16 protein-coding genes are annotated in these 16,912 nt (G+C 67.4%); 6 read left to right on the top strand and 10 right to left on the bottom strand.

All coding sequences use genetic code 11. The features are described 5' to 3' along the window. Positions 1 to 4: 4 nt before the first annotated feature. Entirely contained in the window at positions 5 to 919 is a 915-nt protein-coding gene (gene ubiA / locus AC1VV3_RS11360; RefSeq protein WP_465127867.1) for a 4-hydroxybenzoate octaprenyltransferase, read from the bottom strand. A gap of 141 nt (positions 920 to 1,060) precedes the next feature. Here ubiA and AC1VV3_RS11355 point away from each other — a divergent pair, with 141 nt between their 5' ends. Together AC1VV3_RS11355 and AC1VV3_RS11350 are read left to right on the top strand one after the other, a co-directional pair. Next, a complete protein-coding gene (locus AC1VV3_RS11355; RefSeq protein WP_482961794.1) occupies positions 1,061 to 1,813 on the top strand; it encodes a 16S rRNA (uracil(1498)-N(3))-methyltransferase in 753 nt (250 codons plus the stop codon). 102 nt (positions 1,814 to 1,915) lie between these two features. Next, positions 1,916 to 3,289 (top strand): glutamate--cysteine ligase, encoded by a 1,374-nt coding sequence (locus tag AC1VV3_RS11350; RefSeq protein ID WP_482961793.1) that lies wholly within the window; start codon positions 1,916 to 1,918, stop codon positions 3,287 to 3,289. A 116-nt stretch (positions 3,290 to 3,405) separates the two neighbouring features. Here the strand turns inward: AC1VV3_RS11350 and AC1VV3_RS11345 are convergent, their stop codons facing one another. The 5 genes from AC1VV3_RS11345 to AC1VV3_RS11325 all read right to left on the bottom strand — a co-directional run bounded on the left by AC1VV3_RS11345 (position 3,406) and on the right by AC1VV3_RS11325 (position 9,193). Then, positions 3,406 to 4,758, bottom strand: a complete 1,353-nt coding sequence (locus AC1VV3_RS11345; RefSeq protein ID WP_482961792.1) for a methyltransferase family protein — start codon at positions 4,756 to 4,758, stop codon at positions 3,406 to 3,408. A 90-nt stretch (positions 4,759 to 4,848) separates the two neighbouring features. Then, positions 4,849 to 6,204, bottom strand: coding sequence for an outer membrane protein assembly factor BamB family protein (locus tag AC1VV3_RS11340; protein ID WP_482962094.1), 1,356 nt, complete (start codon positions 6,202 to 6,204; stop codon positions 4,849 to 4,851). 11 nt (positions 6,205 to 6,215) lie between these two features. Beyond that, the gene (locus tag AC1VV3_RS11335; RefSeq protein ID WP_482961791.1) at positions 6,216 to 7,019 is read right to left on the bottom strand and encodes a tetratricopeptide repeat protein; all 804 of its coding nucleotides are present in this window, start codon (positions 7,017 to 7,019) and stop codon (positions 6,216 to 6,218) included. Positions 7,020 to 7,145: 126 nt separating this feature from the next. Beyond that, a complete protein-coding gene (locus AC1VV3_RS11330; RefSeq protein ID WP_442046414.1) occupies positions 7,146 to 8,273 on the bottom strand; it encodes a glycosyltransferase family 4 protein in 1,128 nt (375 codons plus the stop codon). Between the two features lie 20 nt (positions 8,274 to 8,293). Further along, complete coding sequence (locus AC1VV3_RS11325) at positions 8,294 to 9,193, bottom strand: alpha/beta fold hydrolase (protein WP_482961790.1); 900 nt, start codon at positions 9,191 to 9,193, stop codon at positions 8,294 to 8,296. 67 nt (positions 9,194 to 9,260) lie between these two features. Between AC1VV3_RS11325 and AC1VV3_RS11320 the strand changes: the two genes are divergently transcribed. Further along, positions 9,261 to 10,688 (top strand): protein adenylyltransferase SelO family protein, encoded by a 1,428-nt coding sequence (locus tag AC1VV3_RS11320; protein ID WP_482961789.1) that lies wholly within the window; start codon positions 9,261 to 9,263, stop codon positions 10,686 to 10,688. 184 nt (positions 10,689 to 10,872) lie between these two features. Further along, a complete protein-coding gene (locus AC1VV3_RS11315; RefSeq protein WP_482961788.1) occupies positions 10,873 to 12,276 on the top strand; it encodes a succinylglutamate-semialdehyde dehydrogenase in 1,404 nt (467 codons plus the stop codon). A gap of 41 nt (positions 12,277 to 12,317) precedes the next feature. Here AC1VV3_RS11315 and AC1VV3_RS11310 read toward each other — a convergent pair whose 3' ends face one another. Both AC1VV3_RS11310 and AC1VV3_RS11305 read right to left on the bottom strand, forming a co-directional pair. Beyond that, positions 12,318 to 13,049 carry a hypothetical protein gene (locus tag AC1VV3_RS11310; RefSeq protein ID WP_482961787.1) on the bottom strand — a complete coding sequence of 244 codons (732 nt, stop codon included), beginning with the start codon at positions 13,047 to 13,049 and terminating at the stop codon, positions 12,318 to 12,320. A 360-nt stretch (positions 13,050 to 13,409) separates the two neighbouring features. Beyond that, on the bottom strand, positions 13,410 to 13,820 hold the full coding sequence (locus AC1VV3_RS11305) for a glycine zipper 2TM domain-containing protein (protein WP_132268093.1): 411 nt from the start codon (positions 13,818 to 13,820) through the stop codon (positions 13,410 to 13,412). Positions 13,821 to 14,027: 207 nt separating this feature from the next. On the opposite strand from AC1VV3_RS11305, the gene rarD reads away from it, so the two are divergent. After that, positions 14,028 to 14,924 carry an EamA family transporter RarD gene (gene rarD, locus AC1VV3_RS11300; RefSeq protein ID WP_132268092.1) on the top strand — a complete coding sequence of 299 codons (897 nt, stop codon included), beginning with the start codon at positions 14,028 to 14,030 and terminating at the stop codon, positions 14,922 to 14,924. 16 nt (positions 14,925 to 14,940) lie between these two features. Here the strand turns inward: rarD and AC1VV3_RS11295 are convergent, their stop codons facing one another. Beyond that, a complete protein-coding gene (locus tag AC1VV3_RS11295) occupies positions 14,941 to 15,654 on the bottom strand; it encodes an HPP family protein (RefSeq protein ID WP_482961786.1) in 714 nt (237 codons plus the stop codon). A 202-nt stretch (positions 15,655 to 15,856) separates the two neighbouring features. On the opposite strand from AC1VV3_RS11295, the gene AC1VV3_RS11290 reads away from it, so the two are divergent. Next, complete coding sequence (locus tag AC1VV3_RS11290; protein WP_442046418.1) at positions 15,857 to 16,198, top strand: hypothetical protein; 342 nt, start codon at positions 15,857 to 15,859, stop codon at positions 16,196 to 16,198. Between the two features lie 104 nt (positions 16,199 to 16,302). Here AC1VV3_RS11290 and AC1VV3_RS11285 read toward each other — a convergent pair whose 3' ends face one another. Beyond that, positions 16,303 to 16,881, bottom strand: a complete 579-nt coding sequence (locus AC1VV3_RS11285) for a nitroreductase family protein (RefSeq protein WP_482961785.1) — start codon at positions 16,879 to 16,881, stop codon at positions 16,303 to 16,305. Positions 16,882 to 16,912: the final 31 nt, after the last annotated feature.

The following is a 16,912-nucleotide window of genomic DNA, read 5'->3' as shown; positions in this document are numbered from 1 at the left end:
TCGATCAGATGATCCCGGCGTTGCCGACGACCCAGCAGGCCAGCGCCATCACCAGGCCGAGATCGCGATTCGAACGGAACCGCGTCAGGGCGTTCTCACCATCCTCGGTATCGAGCGTCACGATCTGGAAGCCGAGATGGAGCGCCACCGGCACGAGCGCGACCAGCGCCACCCAGTCATGCCGCAGGGTCCAGAACCCCAGCGCCCAGAACGCCGTCGCCAGCGCGTAGAAACCGGCCACGCCGCCGCGGACGTGGCTGCCGAGGCGGAGTGCCGAGGAGCGGATCCCGACGACGGCGTCGTCCTCGCGGTCCTGCAGGGCGTAGATCGTGTCGTAGCCGATGCACCAGAAGATCGAGCCGGCATAGAGCGCGGCCATCACCGCCAGCTGGTCGCCCCGGATCTCGACCCAGCCGACCAGCACGCCCCAGGTGAAGACCAGGCCCAGCCAGGCCTGCGGCCACCAGGTGATCCGCTTCATGAAAGGATAGGCGGCAACCAGCGCCACGCTGCCCAGCGCCACGAGCTGCGCCTGCCAGCGCAGCTGGAACAGCACCACGAGGCCCACCGCGCAGAGCGAAAGCAGCCAGATCGCCGCTGCCTTGCGGCTGACCTGGCCGCTGGCCACGGGGCGGGAGGCCGTGCGGGCCACCTTGCGGTCGAGATCGGCATCGACGATGTCGTTGAGCACGCAGCCAGCGCCGCGCATCGCGATCGAGCCGAGCAGCAGCCAGAGGATCAGGCCCCAGCGCGCTTCTCCGCCCGCCAGCAGCACGCCCCAGGCACAAGGCCAGAACAGCAGCCACCAGCCGATCGGGCGATCGAAACGGGCCAGCATGGCATAGGCGCGCGGCGTCCTCGGCAGGGCAGCGACAAGCCCGCGATGCTGCGTATCGGGGACGAGTAGAGAGTCGTTCACGCCAGGACGAGTAGCCTATCATGGCGAAACTGTCATGCCCCAAGGTTCCTGGTGCACACGTCCCGCCTGCACGCCAGTTGCATGCAGGCGGGCTTCGCGCGAAAAGGCGGCCGCAACTTTCCCCGGAGATTCATCCAGATCATGGCCGCCACCCCCGCCTGGCCGCCGCGCAGCGCGCCGCGTCTTTTCGTCACCGGGCCGCTGAGCCTGGGCGGCACCCTCGTCATCGAAGGCGGGCAGGCGCACTACCTCTCCAAGGTCATGCGAGTCGCCCCGGGCGACGCCGTCATCCTCTGCGACGACGAGACCGGCGAATGGGCCTGCGCCGTGACATCCGCGGGCAAGCGGGATGTCGAACTGGAAGTGCGCGAGCAACTGCGTCCGCGCGAGGAGGTGCCCGATTTCTGGCTCTGCGCGGCCCTGCTCAAGAAGCCGAATTTCGACCTCGTGCTGGAAAAGGCGACAGAGCTGGGCGTCGCGCGCATCCAGCCGCTCGTCACCCGCCGCTGCGTGGCCGACAAGCTCAATGCCGAGCGCGCGGCGACGATCGTTACCGAAGCGGCCGAACAATGCGCGCGCACCGCGCTTCCCGATGTCGCCGAGCCGGTGAAGCTGGATGCCCTGCTTCGCGACTGGCCCGAGGGGCGAATGCTCTATTTCGCGGACGAGACCGGGGGAGCGCCGGCAGCGGCCACCTTCGCCGCGCACGAGGGGCCGGCGGCACTGCTGGTGGGGCCGGAAGGCGGTTTCGACGAAGAGGAGCGCGCCCTCGTCCGCGCGCATCCGATGGCGCGGGCGATTACCCTGGGTCCGCGAATCCTGCGCGGCGAGACCGCGAGCATCGGTGCGACGGCCCTGTGGATGGCGGTTTCCGGGGATTGGCGCGGCGCCTGACCTGTCCTGAAATCCGACAAAAACCTCCCGGAAAAAACGAAACAAACCGCTCGGTACAAAAAGTTCTAGCGTCCGGGCGCGGGCCGCACTACCTCCCGCCGCATGAGCACCCGTGAGGTTTCGGATCGCGAAGATCCGGTGATCGAAAGCCTGGACCAACTCGCCGCGCCGATGGCTGCGGGCGAAAAGCCGCGCGAGGCGTGGCGGATCGGTACCGAGCACGAAAAGTTCGTCTATGACACGGGCGATCACCACGCGCCGTCCTATGCCGAACCCGGCGGCATCCGCGACTTGCTGATGGCCCTGACCGAGTTCGGTTGGGAGCCGATCATCGAGGGCGGCAACGTCATCGCCATGAAGGGTGACGACGGTACCGTCAGCCTGGAGCCGGCCGGCCAACTCGAACTGTCCGGCGCGCCGCTGGAAAACCTGCACCAGACTTGCGCCGAGACCGGGCGCCACCTCAGCCAGGTGAAGACCATCGGCGACCGCATCGGGAAGGCCTTCCTCGGCCTTGGCATGTGGCCCGACAAGACCCGCGCCGAACTGCCGATCATGCCCAAGGGCCGCTACGACATCATGCTGCGGCACATGCCGCGCGTGGGCACGATGGGCCTCGACATGATGCTGCGGACCTGCACCATCCAGGTCAACCTCGACTATTCGAGCGAGGCGGACATGGTGAAGAAGTTCCGCACCTCGCTGGCGCTGCAACCGCTGGCCACCGCGCTCTTCGCCAATTCTCCCTTCACCGAGGGCAAGCCCAACGGCTTCCTCTCGTACCGCAGCCACATCTGGTCGGACACCGACCCAGCACGCACCGGCATGCTGCCCTTCGTGTTCGAAGACGGCTTCGGCTACGAGCGCTATGTCGACTACATGCTCGACGTGCCGATGTATTTCGTGTTCCGCGACGGCAAGTACATCGATGCGGCCGGCCATTCCTTCCGCGACTTCCTCAAGGGCGAGCTTTCGGTGCTTCCCGGCGAGCGGCCGCGCCTGTCGGACTGGACGGACCATCTCTCCACCGCCTTCCCCGAAGTGCGCCTCAAGTCCTTCCTCGAAATGCGCGGCGCCGACGGCGGCCCGTGGAGCCGCATCTGCGCGCTGCCGGCGCTCTGGGTCGGCCTGCTCTACGACCAGGGCGCGCTCGATGCGGCCTGGGACCTGGTCAAGGACTGGGACATGGAAGGCCGCGAGGCGCTGCGCACCGCGGTACCGAAGCTGGGCCTCGACGCGCCGCTGCCCGGCGGCGGGACCCTGCGCAAGATCGCCGCGGAAGTGATCGACATCTCCCGCTCGGGACTTGCGGCGCGCAATTGCCTCAACGCGGGCGGCGACAACGAGACCGGCTACCTGGAACCGCTCGCGCAGATCGTCGCCAGCGGCAAGGTTCCGGCCGAACGCCTGCTCGACCTCTACAATGGCGAATGGGGCGGCGACCTGTCGAAGGTCTACGCGGTAAAGAGCTTCTGACGGCAAACGAGTGACAGGCAGGGTGAGCATCGCTCCCCTGCCATCAAGGTGGCGCCCAATGCCCAGCGGCGCCACTGGCCGCCGGCCATGGGATCATCCCCGGGAAATGCCCTCTGCTATTCCGCGGCCTGCAGCGCGCCGTTCCGCGGCCGCAACCAGGCGCCCAGCCGCGCGAGCGAGCGGGTGATCGGCGCGTTCTGCGCCATCCAGGCATGGTATTCCCGGTACTTGGCGTCCTCGGCCAGAAGATGCGCTTCCTCAGTCCGCGCGCGCCAGTAGTAGATGCCGCTGACGACGCCCAGCAGCACGGTATTACGCACCATGTCGGTCAGCGCGTGGCTGGTGACGAGGAAGGGCAGCGTCGATGCCCACCAGAACAGGTTCTTCGAGAGGTAAGCCGGGTGCCGCGTGAAGCGGTAAGGGCCGTTCGTCAGCACACCGCGGTAAGTGAGGTTGGAGAAGCGCAGGCCGAAGGCGAACGTCGCCCAGGCATAGACGGCCGTGAGCGTGACCATGAGCACTGCCCAGAGCCAGAGCAGCGCCGTGTGTCCCGCCAGCCAGTAGGACCAGCCGCCGGTGTTGACCTCATAGCCCATCACGTCGGCCCGCCCCATCGTGCCCCAGACGAAGGGCGGATAGCACATGAGCGCGGCCACCCAGCCGGCCAGCAGGGGATTGCCGCTGCGGATATGGGCGTCGAGCGGGCGGAACGTGAAGATATAGCCCACGGTGCCGATCTGTACGTCGATCAGGAAGAGCAGCGCGATCACGGTGGAGGCCAGCGGCACCGGGTCATGGGCCATGGCTGCGAAGTTCGCCTCCACCACTTGCGCGAAACCGCCGGGCAGGATCGAGATCATGAAGGCCCCGAAGAACGCCTTGATGGCCCAGGCGCGGCCGTGCTTCTTCACCGCCTCCGCGTCCCAGGCCTCGCGGCCGATCAGCAGGGCACCGAAGTGCCAGGCCTGGTCGCGCGGCTCGATCAGCTTGCGGTCAAGCCAGAGCACGTAAGGGATCGACAGCAGGAGGACCGGCAGCGCCGCCGCGCCGATCACTTCCATGGCGAAGAGATATTGCCCGTCCCAGTACCACCGCCCGATGCAGTAGAACGCCCCGATCAGCGCCCATGTGGCCCAGAGCCCCGCAAGCTTGGTGATCGACAGCTCCGCCGATTCGGACAAAGGCCGCCGCAGGTTCCAGTCGATGCCGGTGGAGGGGCGGCGGTGCACCTTGTCGACCAGCACCGACCACAGCGCCATGGCGGAGCCGGTGACGAAGAGTGTGGCGACCGAGGCGTAAGGGCCGCTCATCGGCGCATGGGGACCGGGCAGTGCAAGGGCGTCGGCGATCGCGGCCCAGTTGCGGCAGACCAGGAGCCAGACGAGAAGCGCCGCCAGTCCGGACAGGCCCACGCCGGCCGAGACGTCGCTGGCGGGCGGGCTTTTTGCGGGATTCGGGGCGCTGATCATGGCGCCCGGACTAGCGCGAATTGGTTAAGAGGTGCGAAATGCCGAACAGCCGCGTCGCCCCGGGCGCGGCCCGGAGCGACGGCGACATGATCAACGGTAAGCCGTGATACGGCCCGAATCGTCGAGAAGGTAGAGCGTCTGGTTGGCCACGACCGGGGCCAGCGAGATCGGATCGCCCAGCTCGACGAAGGGCGTGAGCTTGCCCGTAGTCGGATCCACGGTACCGAGCTGGCCGCGGGAATTGGCCACCCACAGCTTGTTGCCGGCCAGGACCGGGCCGACCCAGAAGATCGGACCCTTGCGCTTCTTCTCGTTGTTGTAGCGCGCCAGCTGGGTCAGCCAGCGCACTTTGCCAGTGCCGCGCGCGATGGCGAGGATTTCGGCGTGGTCGTCCAGCGTGAAGACCCAGTCGCCCACCACCATCGGCGTCGAGATGCCGGCAAGGTTGAGTTCCCAGATGCGCTGGCCGGTCACCAGTTCGTAAGCGGCCATGCGACCGCCCTGGCCCAGCGCGTAGACGCGGCCTTGGTCGATGATCGGATCGGCGTCGACGTCGGTGAGGCTGCCCACTTCGGTGGAGATCGAAGTGCGGGCCAGCGCGTCGGACCAGACCTGGCGGCCGTTCTCATAGCGATAGGCCACGAGTTCGCCCGAGGAATAGCCCGCGATCACGGTGCCCTGGCCGGCCGCCGGAGCGGCCACGCCGAAGACGCCGGCTTGCGAGAGCGAAGCCGATTCGTTCCACAGGACATTGCCGTCCGCCGCGTTGAGCGCGAAGATCTGGTTGTCCTGCGTCATCACGTAGACGGCGTTGAAGCTGATCGTGGGCGAGCCGCGCAGCGGGCCGCCGGGCTTCTTCGTCCAGAGCTGGCTGCCATCGGCCGCCTTGAGCGCCGCCACTTCGCCAAGGCCGGTGGTGACGTAGAGGTTGCCCGCGTCGTAGCTGACGCCGCCGCCGAAGATCGAGCTTTCGTTCTTGCCCGAAACCGAGAAGTTCTTGGTCCAGAGCGAGCTGCCGGTCTTCGCGTCGAACGCATGGACGACGCCTTCGGTGTCCATGACGAAGAGCTTGTCCTCGGCCACGACAGGCGCGGCGGCCAGGCGGGCGCGGTTGGTGGAACCGGCGATCTGGGCGGTCCACACGCGGCTGGGATTGTCGGCCAGGGCCAGGTGCCCGTAGGACTTGGCGGCATTGCCGCCCGCCTGCGACCAGGCCTCGTTCGCCTGCTGCGGCGGCAGGATCACCGAGATCGCTTCCATCGAGGGATCGACCTTGGCGCCGCTTTCGATGCGCGACAGGATCGGCACGCGTTCGCCCACGGTGGGGGTCTTCGGGCCCTTGCTGTTGGACTTGCAGCCCGACAGACCGGCGACGAGCGCCAGGGCGATCAGCGATACGACCCCCGCGCGGCCCATTTTGAAAGGCTTGGCCTTCATGCGCGTCATCTCAACCATGTTCATTCTCCGGCGGCAGGCGCGGTCTGCGCGCTGGCCCCTTGGTCTCGCGCTTTGCCCAGCGGCTCTCCGCGTTCGTCCACCACATCGTCGATCGCGTCGACGCCGAGCACGGCCGCAAGCTGGCGTGCGCGGCTGCGCAGGCCGGATTCGACCTGCTCGTCCTTGGCGATGGCGGCGAACAGCGGGCCTGCCTGGTCCTGCTTGTTCATCTTGATATAGGCCATGCCGACCATCTCGCCGGCAACGCCGAACCACGGATTGCCCGGGGCAGCGTAAGGCTTGAGGCGGGCGACCACGTCTTCGGGCTTCATGGCATCGAAATTGGCGGCCACGCTGCGCACGGCGGCAAGGTCGCGCAGCGGCTGCGGCGCCTTGGCATCGGCGGCCACTTCGTCATAGAGCTTCACGGCATCGGGCAGGCGCTTCTGCTCGGCAGCGATGCCCGCAAGCATCAGCTTGGCCGACGTCGGACTGCCGCCCGAACCCTTGGCGATGGCCTCCAGCTTGCCCTTGGCGGCATCGAGATTGCCGGACTTCATGCTGTCGATCGCCTGGACGTAAGCCTCGGCATTGGCGTCGCGCTGCTCGTTCTGGCGGTGGTTCCAGTAGAGCCAGCCGCCGAACGCCGCGAGCGCCAGGACCACGGCCGCGATCACGGGCTTTCCGTAGCGGGAGAAGAAGCCTTCCATCTGGTCCTGCCGCAGGGCATCGTCGACCTCGCGCAGGAAAACGTCCTGCTGCGCGGCGAGTCGCTCGGCAGACTTGGGGTTGGTCGGGGTGCTGTTGGAAGGAGGCAGGGCCAAGTTTCGGGCGCTTTCTGCGGAAAAATCAGGATGGTTGCCGGGCTGTTTAGCGAATGACCACGGCTTTTCAACGGTGATGATCGCTGCACCGTTCGCGGTGAAGCCTTGCTGAATGATGTCGGCGTGTCAAATCAGGCGGTCTTGCCCCAGCGCTTCGCCATATGTGCGGCTATAGGCGGCCAGCATGGTGGCTTCGTCATAGTGGCTGCGGGCATGGACGCGGTTTGCGGCGCCGAGGCGGGCCCGCAGGGCATCGTCACCCGCCAGCAGCGCAAGGGTGGCGGCCAGCGCGGCCTCGTCTCCGGGCGGCGTTATCAGGGCGCGGTTTTCCCCGGATACCATCTGCGCCACGTCCCCCACGGCGGGCGAAGCCACCGGCAGTCCCGCGGCCATCGCTTCCACCACCGAGATCGGAAACTGCTCGCTGTCGGACGAGAGCGCGAAGATATCGAAAAGACCGACCGCGTGGGACGGATCGGCGACGAAGCCCGGCATGTGCACCCGGTCAGCCGCGCCGCTGCGCGCCGCCGCCTCCGCGATCGCGCCGCGCTCGGGCCCTTCGCCCAGGATCACGAGGCGCCATGAAGGGGGCAGCCCGGCGAAGGCGCGGACCAGCCGGGGCAGATTCTTCACCGGCCTGAGGCCCGCGAGCGTGCCGACCCAGCGCTCCCCGGGCTGCTTGATGAGGCCGGGCAGCATGTCGGGCCGGGGCCGGTCGAGATAGGCGGCGCAATCGATGCCATTGCCGATCAGCCGCACCCGCTCGCGCGGCTGGCGCCAAGCCGTGAGTGCAATCTCCTCCAGCCGCCGCGACGGCACCACCAGCGCCGAGGCACGGCGCAGTGCGAAGCGCCGGAACCGGTTGCGCGCGGGCTTGAGGCCGCCGGCCTCGTCCTCGTTGAAGCCGTCCTCATGATGGACGAGCGGAGGCAGCGACAGCAGGCCGCCGAACAGGCCATGGGCCATCACCCCGTCCATCGCACCCCAATTGTAAGTGAGCACGAGGTCGTAGTCTGCCATGGCCTGGGCGATCCGCCAGAGCCGCCGCGGGGTGGGGCGACCTTGAAGGGCGGGAAAGTCCTGGGGAAATGCCACCGGCACCGCCGGATCGAGCAGCGCAGCGGCGCCGTAGGCCTCAGGCTGGGCCGAGACCACGGCGTGAGCGATGCCCGGCCCGAACAGGTTCATCAGCCGCACGGCGCGCAGTTCCTTGCCGCCCGCCGCGAAGCTGGAATGAAGGTGGAGAATGCGCAAGGCGGTTCCGGCCCGGCCGATCAGGCGACTTGCGCCAGCAGCCGCTCGATGGCGGCAACGGATGCGGGCTCGTCCAGAGTGGGGGCATGGCCGACATTGTCCAGCGTCACCGCCTCGGCGCCCGGCAGGCGGCGCAGCATCTTCTCAAGCGTGGCGGCGGACAGCAGGTCGGACAACGCGCCGCGCAGCACCAGCACCGGCCGGCCGGCCAGCGCTTCCCAGGCGGGCCAGAGATCGGGCTGGTCGTCCACGTCATAACCCAGGAAAGGCTCGGCGATCTTCATGTCGTAGTCGAAGACCACCCGCCCGGCGTTGGATACGGTCATCAGGCGCTTGGCCCGCCCGATCCAGAAGTCCAGCGGCTGGCCGGGATGGGCATCGCCCTGCGACGATTCGATCGCGCGCGCGGCGTGAACCCAGGTGGGATAGCTACGCCCCTGCCCGACATAGTCCTTGATCCGCTCCACCCCTTCCGGTTCGAGGAACGGCCCCACGTCGTTGATGACGGCCGCGGCGATCCGGTCTGGCATCATCGTCGCCAGTCCCATGGTCATCAGCCCGCCCAGCGAGGTGCCGATGGCCACGAAGCGGTCGATCTTCTCCTGCGCCAGCAGCTCCAGCAGGTCCTCGCCATACTGGACCGGATTGTAGCTGGCCGAATCGCGCGCATATTCGCTGTCTCCGCGCCCGCGCATGTCGGGGCAGATGACGCGCCAGCGCGGCGAGAGGCGCTCGGCCAGGACGTCGAAATCGCGGGCATTGCGGGTCAGTCCATGGAGGCAGACGATGGGGGGAAGCTGCGCCTTTTCCGGCGCATCACCATCCGGCCCCGCCCGATCAGGCAAGGAGCCCGGGTAATCGCGAAAGTGCAGCTTCAGTCCGTCCCGGCTCGACCAGAACCGATCTTCGAATACCGTCATGCCGAAGCTGCGACCTCATCTTGCCGCCCGGCTTGATCGACGGGCATCGGATCGCCACTATCGCCTGATGCGAAGCGAACCGCAAGCAAGTGCCTATCGTCCTGCCCCGCGTATCGAGGCCATTGCTGACTGGATCGCCAGTCCGGTGACGGCTGCCGATTTTCCGAAACATATCCTGCGCTTCCGCAACGACCGCTGGGCCCGCACCGTGGGGCTGAACGGGCTCGACGATGCCGGCTGGATCGCCCATTTCGGACGCTTCGAGCCGCTGCCGGATAACCTGCCCCAGCCGCTGGCCCTGCGCTATCACGGGCACCAGTTCCGCGTTTACAACCCCAACATCGGCGACGGACGCGGCTTCCTCCAGGCGCAGATGCTGGATGGCCAGGACCGCGTGCTCGACCTTGGCACGAAAGGGTCCGGCCAGACGCCCTATAGCCGCGACGGCGACGGCAGGCTGACACTGAAGGGCGCGGTTCGCGAGATCCTCGCCACGGAAATGCTGGAGGCGCTGGGCGTCAACACCAGCAAGACCTTCTCCGTGATCGAAACCGGCGAGGCGCTCTGGCGCGGCGACGAGCCTTCGCCCACGCGCTCGGCAGCCATGGTCCGCCTCAGCCACGGCCATATCCGCATCGGCACCTTCCAGCGCCTGCTCGCGCTGGAAGAAAGCGCGCACATGGAACAGCTCGTGGCCTATTGCCTCGCAACGTATCCCGGCAATCTCCCGCCCGAGGATGCGCCCGGCCGGGACGAACCTGCGGTGATCCTGCTCCATCAGGTGGTGGAACGCATGGCCGATCTCGCCGCGAGCTGGATGGTGGCCGGCTTCGTCCACGGCGTTCTCAATACCGATAACATGAACATCTCGGGCGAGAGCTTCGACTATGGTCCCTGGCGCTGGCTGCCGCAATGGGACCCGCGCTTCACCGCCGCCTATTTCGACCATTCGGGCCTCTACGCGTTCGGCCGGCAGCCCGAGGCGGTGCTGTGGAACTGCGGCCAGCTTGCCGTTGCCTTGCGCCAGTTGACCGAAACCACGCCGCTGGTGGCCGCGCTGGACCGCTTCGCCCCGCTCTACCAGCAGGCGATGAGCCGGCGCTTCGCCTGGCGCCTTGGCGTGACCCCGCAGGGCCTGGAGCGCGACAATGCGCTGATCCAGGCCGCGGAACAGGCCATGCTGGCAAGCGGGGAAGCGCCGGAGCGGTTCTTCTTCCACCATCGCGGCGGAAGAAATGCAGGTGCCGATCGCTTCGGCGAAGTCCTGGGCACTTATGCCCCGGCGGCGGAAACGTCCGATCCCTTCTGGCAGCAACCCGCCCCGCCCGGCCTGCACATCGACGAGGTCGAGCGCATCTGGGATGGGATCGACCGGCATGACGACTGGTCGGCGCTCCATGCCCGGGTCGCGGAAATCCGCGAACTCGGTCGGCAACTCGGCGCGGCGCCGGCGCCCGCCGGGCAGGCTGCTAGCCAAGGCTCCGGGGCATCCTGATACAAAGGATTAAAGGCCGCGTTAGCTTCCCGGTAGGGATCGCTGTGCAACAGCATGTCCTACAGCGAGTTATCCAGCCAACGGACCATCAATCTTCATGGGCGCGACAGCGAGCGCATACAGCACCCCGCCAGCAACGGTCCCCAGCGATCGGGGATCTGCCGGACAGGAACGGGCAAGGAACGTGACGGACATCATCTCCTACGAACCCGCCACGGGTGCGGAGATCTGGCGCGGCAAGCCTTGCGATGTCGACGATGTGGTGAGCCGTGCCCGGCGCGCCTGGCCGACCTGGGCCGCCCAGCCGCTCGCCACGCGCATCGAACTGCTGCGCCGCTTCGCCAACGAAGTGCGCAAGGAAGCCGACCGCTTGGCCACGACCATCGCCCGCGAAGTCGGCAAGCCCTTGTGGGAAGCGCGCGCCGAAGTCGAAACCGTCATCGCCAAGGTCGAAGTCTCGATCCGCGCCTATGCCGAGCGCACCAGCCAGCGGAAGTTCGATTCGGCACTGCAGGGCACAATGGCGGTGCGCCACAAGCCGCACGGCGTCCTGGTCGTGCTCGGCCCCTTCAACTTCCCCGCGCACTTGCCGAACGCCCACATCGTTCCCGCCCTGCTCGCAGGCAATGCGGTGATCTTCAAGCCGAGCGAGAAGGCCCCCGCCACGGGCGAGATGCTGGCGCGCTGCTTCCATCGCGCGGGCATTTCCGCCGCCGTCATGCAGCTTGCCGTGGGCGGGCCGCTGGAGGGCCAGGATTTCGTGGCGCACGAGGGAATCGACGGCGTGCTCTTCACCGGATCGGCCAATACCGGGATCTCGATCAACCGCCGCCTCGCCGCCCGGCCCGACCGGCTGGTGGCGCTGGAGATGGGCGGAAACAACCCCATAGTCCTCTGGGACACGCCCAAGCTGACCGACGCCGCAGCGCTGATCGTCCAGTCCGCCTTCTCCTCCGCCGGACAGCGCTGCACCGCGGCGCGCCGGCTGATCGTGAAGAGCGCGCTCTATGACGAGGCCATCGCGGAAGTGAAGGCGCTGGCAGACCGGGTGATCGTGGGCGCGCCGTTCGACGAACCCACGCCTTTCATGGGCCCCGTGATCGACAATCCGGCGGCCGACGGCCTGACCGAGAGCTTCCTCTACCTGCTGAGCAACGGCGGACGGGCGATCAAGCATCTGGTGCGGACCGACGACGCCCTGCCGTTCCTCAGCCCGGCGATCATCGACACCACGGCGATGAAGGACCGGCCCGATGTCGAACTGTTCGGCCCGATCCTGCAGGTGATTCGCGTCGACGATTTCGATGAGGCGATTGCCGAGGCCAACAATACCCGGTTCGGCCTGGCTGCCTCGCTGGTGGGCGGCAGTCCCCAGGACTACAACCGTTTCTGGGCCAATATCCGCGCCGGCATCGTCAACTGGAACCGGACCACCACGGGGCCGAGCCATGCCGCGCCGATGGGCGGCATCGGCCTTTCCGGCAACCACCACCCCACCGGCTACTACGCGGCGGACTACTGCGCCTATCCCGTGGCGTCCGGGGAGATGGAGCAGCCCCGCGCGGCGATCGGCGTGGGACTGCGGTAACGGCCCGGGGCGTCAGCCCTGTCGTTACGAACCCGGGGCCGTCACTTCCCGCTGGTGACCAGATCGACCTCGGTCACGCCGCCTTCCAGTTTACGCACGAAAGCCACGTAGGCTTGCCCTGCCTTGCGGCCGCCGATCACATGGTCGCCGCCGTCGATGCGATATTCGGCGGTATAGCCGCCGCGCTGCGCCATCGAATAGTAGAAGCTGACGACATCCTCGGGCGAGACCGCCGTGCCGTAATTGACGACGCGAAGCGCGCAGCCGTCAGCGTCAGTGCCCGCGGCTTCCTTCACGGCGCCGCGCGGATAGACGGGGATGGCGGCGGGCAGCTTGGCGGCCCAAGCGGCGGAATACTGAACTTTGGCGGAGCAATCGGTCTTGGCCGCGCGCGCGCTGTCGCTGACTTGCGCGGCAGTCGCGGCGTTCTGGGCGAGCGCCGAGGCGCTGGCTTTCTGCGGGACCGGCGCGGGCAGGAGCTTGCCGCCCGCAGCATCCGCGGCCGATTTCCGGGCAGCGGAGATAGCCGCCGGCGTGCGATCGGCCGCCTTCAGCGTGACCGGGCCGTCCTTGCCCGCGGTTCCGCCGCTCTCTCCGGACATTTCGGGATCGACCACGATCTGATCGCCCAGGCCACCGGACGCAGCGGCCTCGCTCTCGGCCGCATCGGGCTTCTTCGTCTTGGCATTACAGCCCGCCAGCGCCAGCGATCCGGCCAGAGCCAGGAGCATCAAGTGCGGGGCGGCGGAGTGCTGCGCCGGAACCTTCGTCATAATGGCCATCCTCGTCGCGTCCTTGTCCCCGGAAGATCGCATGCGTCTTCCCGACATCCAGTTCATCGGCCAAGACTTCCCGGTAAATGGCGGAAATTCAAGGCCTGTCCGCTGGAATTCCCGCGCACGTCCCAATTCGGGAAGGCCCGCAGGCAAAGGTTTGCGGTCAGGGAATGGAGGATCGACATACAGCGCCTGTGCGCGCGAAGCCCCGAAACAGGTCGAGGGCGCCCGCAGCCGAAGCCACGAGCGCCCTCTCCCACCCGCCCCCATCAGATGGAGTTCGGGAGGTCTCCCCCGTAAGTCGCCGTCCTCACGGGGAAGCCAGTTCCTGTCAGGCGCAAGCCGCGCCCGGTTCTATCAGCGGCAGCGCGAACCGCCGCGGTCGACTTCGCGGCCGAGCAGGGCGCCGGCGGCGGCGCCGAGGACAGTGCCGGTGGCGCGGTCGCCGCGGGTGTCGATGGCACGACCGGCCAGGGCGCCCGCCGCACCGCCGACCAGCAGGCCGGTGGTGCCGCTCGAGCGGCGGCAGTCGTAGCGACGGTCGTTGCCGCGGTAATGGCGGTCGCCGCGATAGTAGCGGTCGCGGTTGCCGTAGCCGCGGCGATAGTCCTCGCGCGAATAGCGCTCACGGCCGTGGCCGTATTCCTGTTCGCCGGGGGCCTGGAATTCGTGGGTCGGCGCGTAGCTGACGGCAGCCGAAGCGGGAAGAGCGGTCGCCAGGCTGGCCGTTGCGGCAGCGAGGGCGGTTGCCTTGAAAAATGCGTTCATCTCAAAATCTCCTCGTCATTGCCGGGGAGGGGGCCTTTCGAGGCTCGATCCGCGGTACGCATTCAGCTTTAAGGCATCGAACCTGAACGATCCGCAACGCGGCTGTCAGAATTGGCGATATCGACGAGGCGAGGAACGTCTTGCGACGAACTGCTTGCGGACGGACCTTTCGGCACTTATCGCACCGGACGATCCACGGGGTTTTCGATGCAGCACCAAACCACTCGCCGTAGCGGCGGCCTTGCGCAGGCTTTCGGCGCCTATCTGATCTGGTGCCTGTTCCCGCTCTATTTCGCGATGCTCCACGCGGTTTCCCCGTTCGAGGTCGTGGCCTGGCGGCTGCTGTTCACCCTGCCCTTCTGCCTCATCATGGTCGCCGTGCTGCGCCAGGGTGCGCAGCTTCGGGCCGCGCTCGGCAATCCGCGCCTGCTCGGCACGCTGGCCGTCAGCGGCCTGCTGATCGGCACCAACTGGCTGATCTACGTCCTGGCGGTGATGGAAGGCCACGTCATCGCGGCGAGCCTGGGCTACTACATCAATCCGCTGGTCAACGTGCTGGCAGGCACCATCTTCCTGCGCGAGCGGCTATCGCGCCTGCAATGGACCGCGGTCGGCCTCGCTGCCATCGGCGTGGCCATGCTGGCGGGCGGCGCGCTGGACACGCTGTGGATCAGCATGGGCATCGCCCTCAGCTTTGCCGGCTACGGCCTGGTGCGAAAACTGGCCCCCGTCGAATCGCTGCCGGGGCTGACAGTGGAGACGCTGGTGCTGCTGATTCCCGCGCTGGGCCTGCTGGGCTGGCAGGCTTCCGGCCCGGCGGGGCTGGCCATGGGGCAGTCGCTGAACATCAGCCTCCTGCTCGCCTGCGCCGGGATCGTCACCGGGATTCCGCTGCTGCTTTTCGCCGGCGCGGCTCGCAAGCTGGACTTCTCGGTGCTGGGCTTCATCCAGTTCGTGACGCCGACGGGCATATTCCTGCTTGGCCTCTTCGTGTTCGGAGAGCCGCTGCGGCCGGTCCAGATTTTCTGCTTCCTGTTCATCTGGACGGCCATCGCGGTGTTCTGCTGGGACCTGCTGTCCCGCAAGCGCAAGGCCGCCGCCTGAGCGCAGGCCTGCCAGGTCAGGCCTGCTTCCCCTTGCGCAGCAGCGCCTGGACGAAGGCGTCGAGATCGTCGACTTCGACGTCGAGCACTTCGTCCCATTCCGCCAGCAAGGCCTCGATATCCGCGCGCGTATAAGGATCGGGTGTCTTGTGCTGCACTTTGGGCGCGCGGTGCGGCCAGGGGTGGCCGGTCAGGTTGTTGTAGAGCCAACCGAACTGGAACAGGAATATCAGGTTCAGCGCCAGCGGCACGAGATGGCCGATGCCCCAGGACTGGTCGCCCGTGGCCCCCAGCGCATAGAGCAGCGCGCAGGCGCCGCCGGGCGGATGCAGGCTGCGCGTCAGCGACATGGCCACGATCGCCAGTCCCACGCCCACAGACGCCGCGAGCCAGGGCGTCCCCAGCAATTGCCCCGCGGTCAGCCCGACGATGGCCGAGATCATGTTTCCGCCAACCACTGACCAGGGCTGCGCCAGCGGGCTGGCAGGCACGCAGAACACCAGGACCGCCGAAGCGCCGAGCGGCGCCAGAAGGAACGGCAGCGCGGCAAGCCCCGCCTGTTCCAGTCCCTTCATTTCGAGCAGGAGCGTCACGCCGCCGGCAATGGCAATGCCCAGCATGCCGCCAAGGGCCCCGCGCACCCAGCCGAGATGACCGATCGCGCCTGCAACCAGGCCGCCGATCCGGCTATTGCCCCATCCGTCCCGCCACCGTGCTGTCGTTCGAGCCACCACCCGGCCCTTCTCCTGAACTTGGTTTCCGTCGCGGCGCCCTATGAACCATGTCCTCCATCGTGGCGAGGCGACTCGTGCTTGGGGCCCGGATAGACGAATTGTAACGGGTCTGGTCATCGCCGGGTGCCCGGAAACCGCAGGCCTGCCGCAAATCGGCCATCTTCGAATGTTTGCCTGCGTGTTCCCTCCGGAGCTTCCCATGCCAGCGATCGACGCCGCACCTTCCGCTCCCACCGTTACCGAGCAGACCGTCGATGCATTCGACCTTAGGCAGATGCGCGCGCCGCCCTCCGCGGGTTTCAGCGTTATCCGCCCCCGCTGCCCCGAGGGCAAGCCCGGCGAAATCGTCGTCTGCGCGCCCGATCCCGAACAGGAACGGCTGCCGCCGCTCTCGACGGACTACAGCATTCCCGATGGACCGCCCCGCGCCCGACTGGACATCGGCGGCGGCACCTCGATCGACGTTCACCTCGATTCCGCCTCGATGCCGGACGGCAGCAAGAGCCAGCGGGTCATGGTCGGCGTGAAGCGGAAGTTCTGAACGAAAAAGCCCGATCCGCCCAAGGGAGTGGCGGATCGGGCCTCGAGGCTGGCAAAGGGAGGGCCAGCTAAAGGGAGAGGAGAGCGCCGGAACGCCCGGTTGGATCAGGCGAAAGTGCCGGCCTTGGCGATTTCCGCCACCGGCTTGCGGCCGGAGGCGACTTCGCGCTCCTGCAGGAACTCGGGAAGCTGGCTCTTGTCACCCATCTTGCCGATGGCGAAAGCGGCTTCGAGGCGGTGGTCGGCGGGAATGCCCAGCGCCTTTTCGGCCTCACCGAACTTCAGGCCGGTCATGCCATGCGTGTGATAGCCCAGGGCCTGCGCCTGAAGGGCAGCCAGCGCCCAGGCCGCACCGGCATCGAAGCTGTGGCTGTGGTTGTCCGAATTGCCCTTGTCCGAACGCATCTGGCTGTCGGACACGACGTAGACGATCGCCGAAGCGTCCTTGGCCCAGCCCTGGTTGAAGTCGATCAGCTGCGAGAGCAGCAGGTCCCAGTTGGCGTCGCCCTTGCGGGCATAGAGAAAGGTCCAGGGCTGCACGTTATAGGCCGAAGGCGCCCAGCCGGCGGCTTCGAAGATCACGTCGAGGTCTTCCTGCGGGATCTCGCTGCCATCGAACGCACGGGGCGACCAGCGATTGACGATCAGCTTTTCAACCTTGGGATGGGCAATACGTCCGGTCATGTCGATTTCCTTGGTGTTGAGAGTGTCGGGA

This window comes from Novosphingobium sp. BL-S-34, from assembly GCF_056857015.1.
The sequence above is the reverse complement of the archived record's forward strand: the minus strand, read 5'-3'. Positions and strand labels throughout refer to the sequence as shown.

Coding starts and splice junctions, on each gene's coding strand:
- AC1VV3_RS11290 (WP_442046418.1), top strand. CDS start 15,857: ATGCCAGCGATCGACGCCGCACCTTCCGCTCCCACCGTTACCGAGCAG.
- AC1VV3_RS11345 (WP_482961792.1), bottom strand. CDS start 4,758: ATGATCAGCGCCCCGAATCCCGCAAAAAGCCCGCCCGCCAGCGACGTC.
- AC1VV3_RS11320 (WP_482961789.1), top strand. CDS start 9,261: ATGCGAAGCGAACCGCAAGCAAGTGCCTATCGTCCTGCCCCGCGTATC.
- AC1VV3_RS11305 (WP_132268093.1), bottom strand. CDS start 13,820: ATGAACGCATTTTTCAAGGCAACCGCCCTCGCTGCCGCAACGGCCAGC.
- rarD (WP_132268092.1), top strand. CDS start 14,028: ATGCAGCACCAAACCACTCGCCGTAGCGGCGGCCTTGCGCAGGCTTTC.
- AC1VV3_RS11285 (WP_482961785.1), bottom strand. CDS start 16,881: ATGACCGGACGTATTGCCCATCCCAAGGTTGAAAAGCTGATCGTCAAT.
- AC1VV3_RS11340 (WP_482962094.1), bottom strand. CDS start 6,204: ATGACGCGCATGAAGGCCAAGCCTTTCAAAATGGGCCGCGCGGGGGTC.
- AC1VV3_RS11310 (WP_482961787.1), bottom strand. CDS start 13,049: ATGACGAAGGTTCCGGCGCAGCACTCCGCCGCCCCGCACTTGATGCTC.
- AC1VV3_RS11355 (WP_482961794.1), top strand. CDS start 1,061: ATGGCCGCCACCCCCGCCTGGCCGCCGCGCAGCGCGCCGCGTCTTTTC.
- AC1VV3_RS11325 (WP_482961790.1), bottom strand. CDS start 9,193: ATGACGGTATTCGAAGATCGGTTCTGGTCGAGCCGGGACGGACTGAAG.
- AC1VV3_RS11350 (WP_482961793.1), top strand. CDS start 1,916: ATGAGCACCCGTGAGGTTTCGGATCGCGAAGATCCGGTGATCGAAAGC.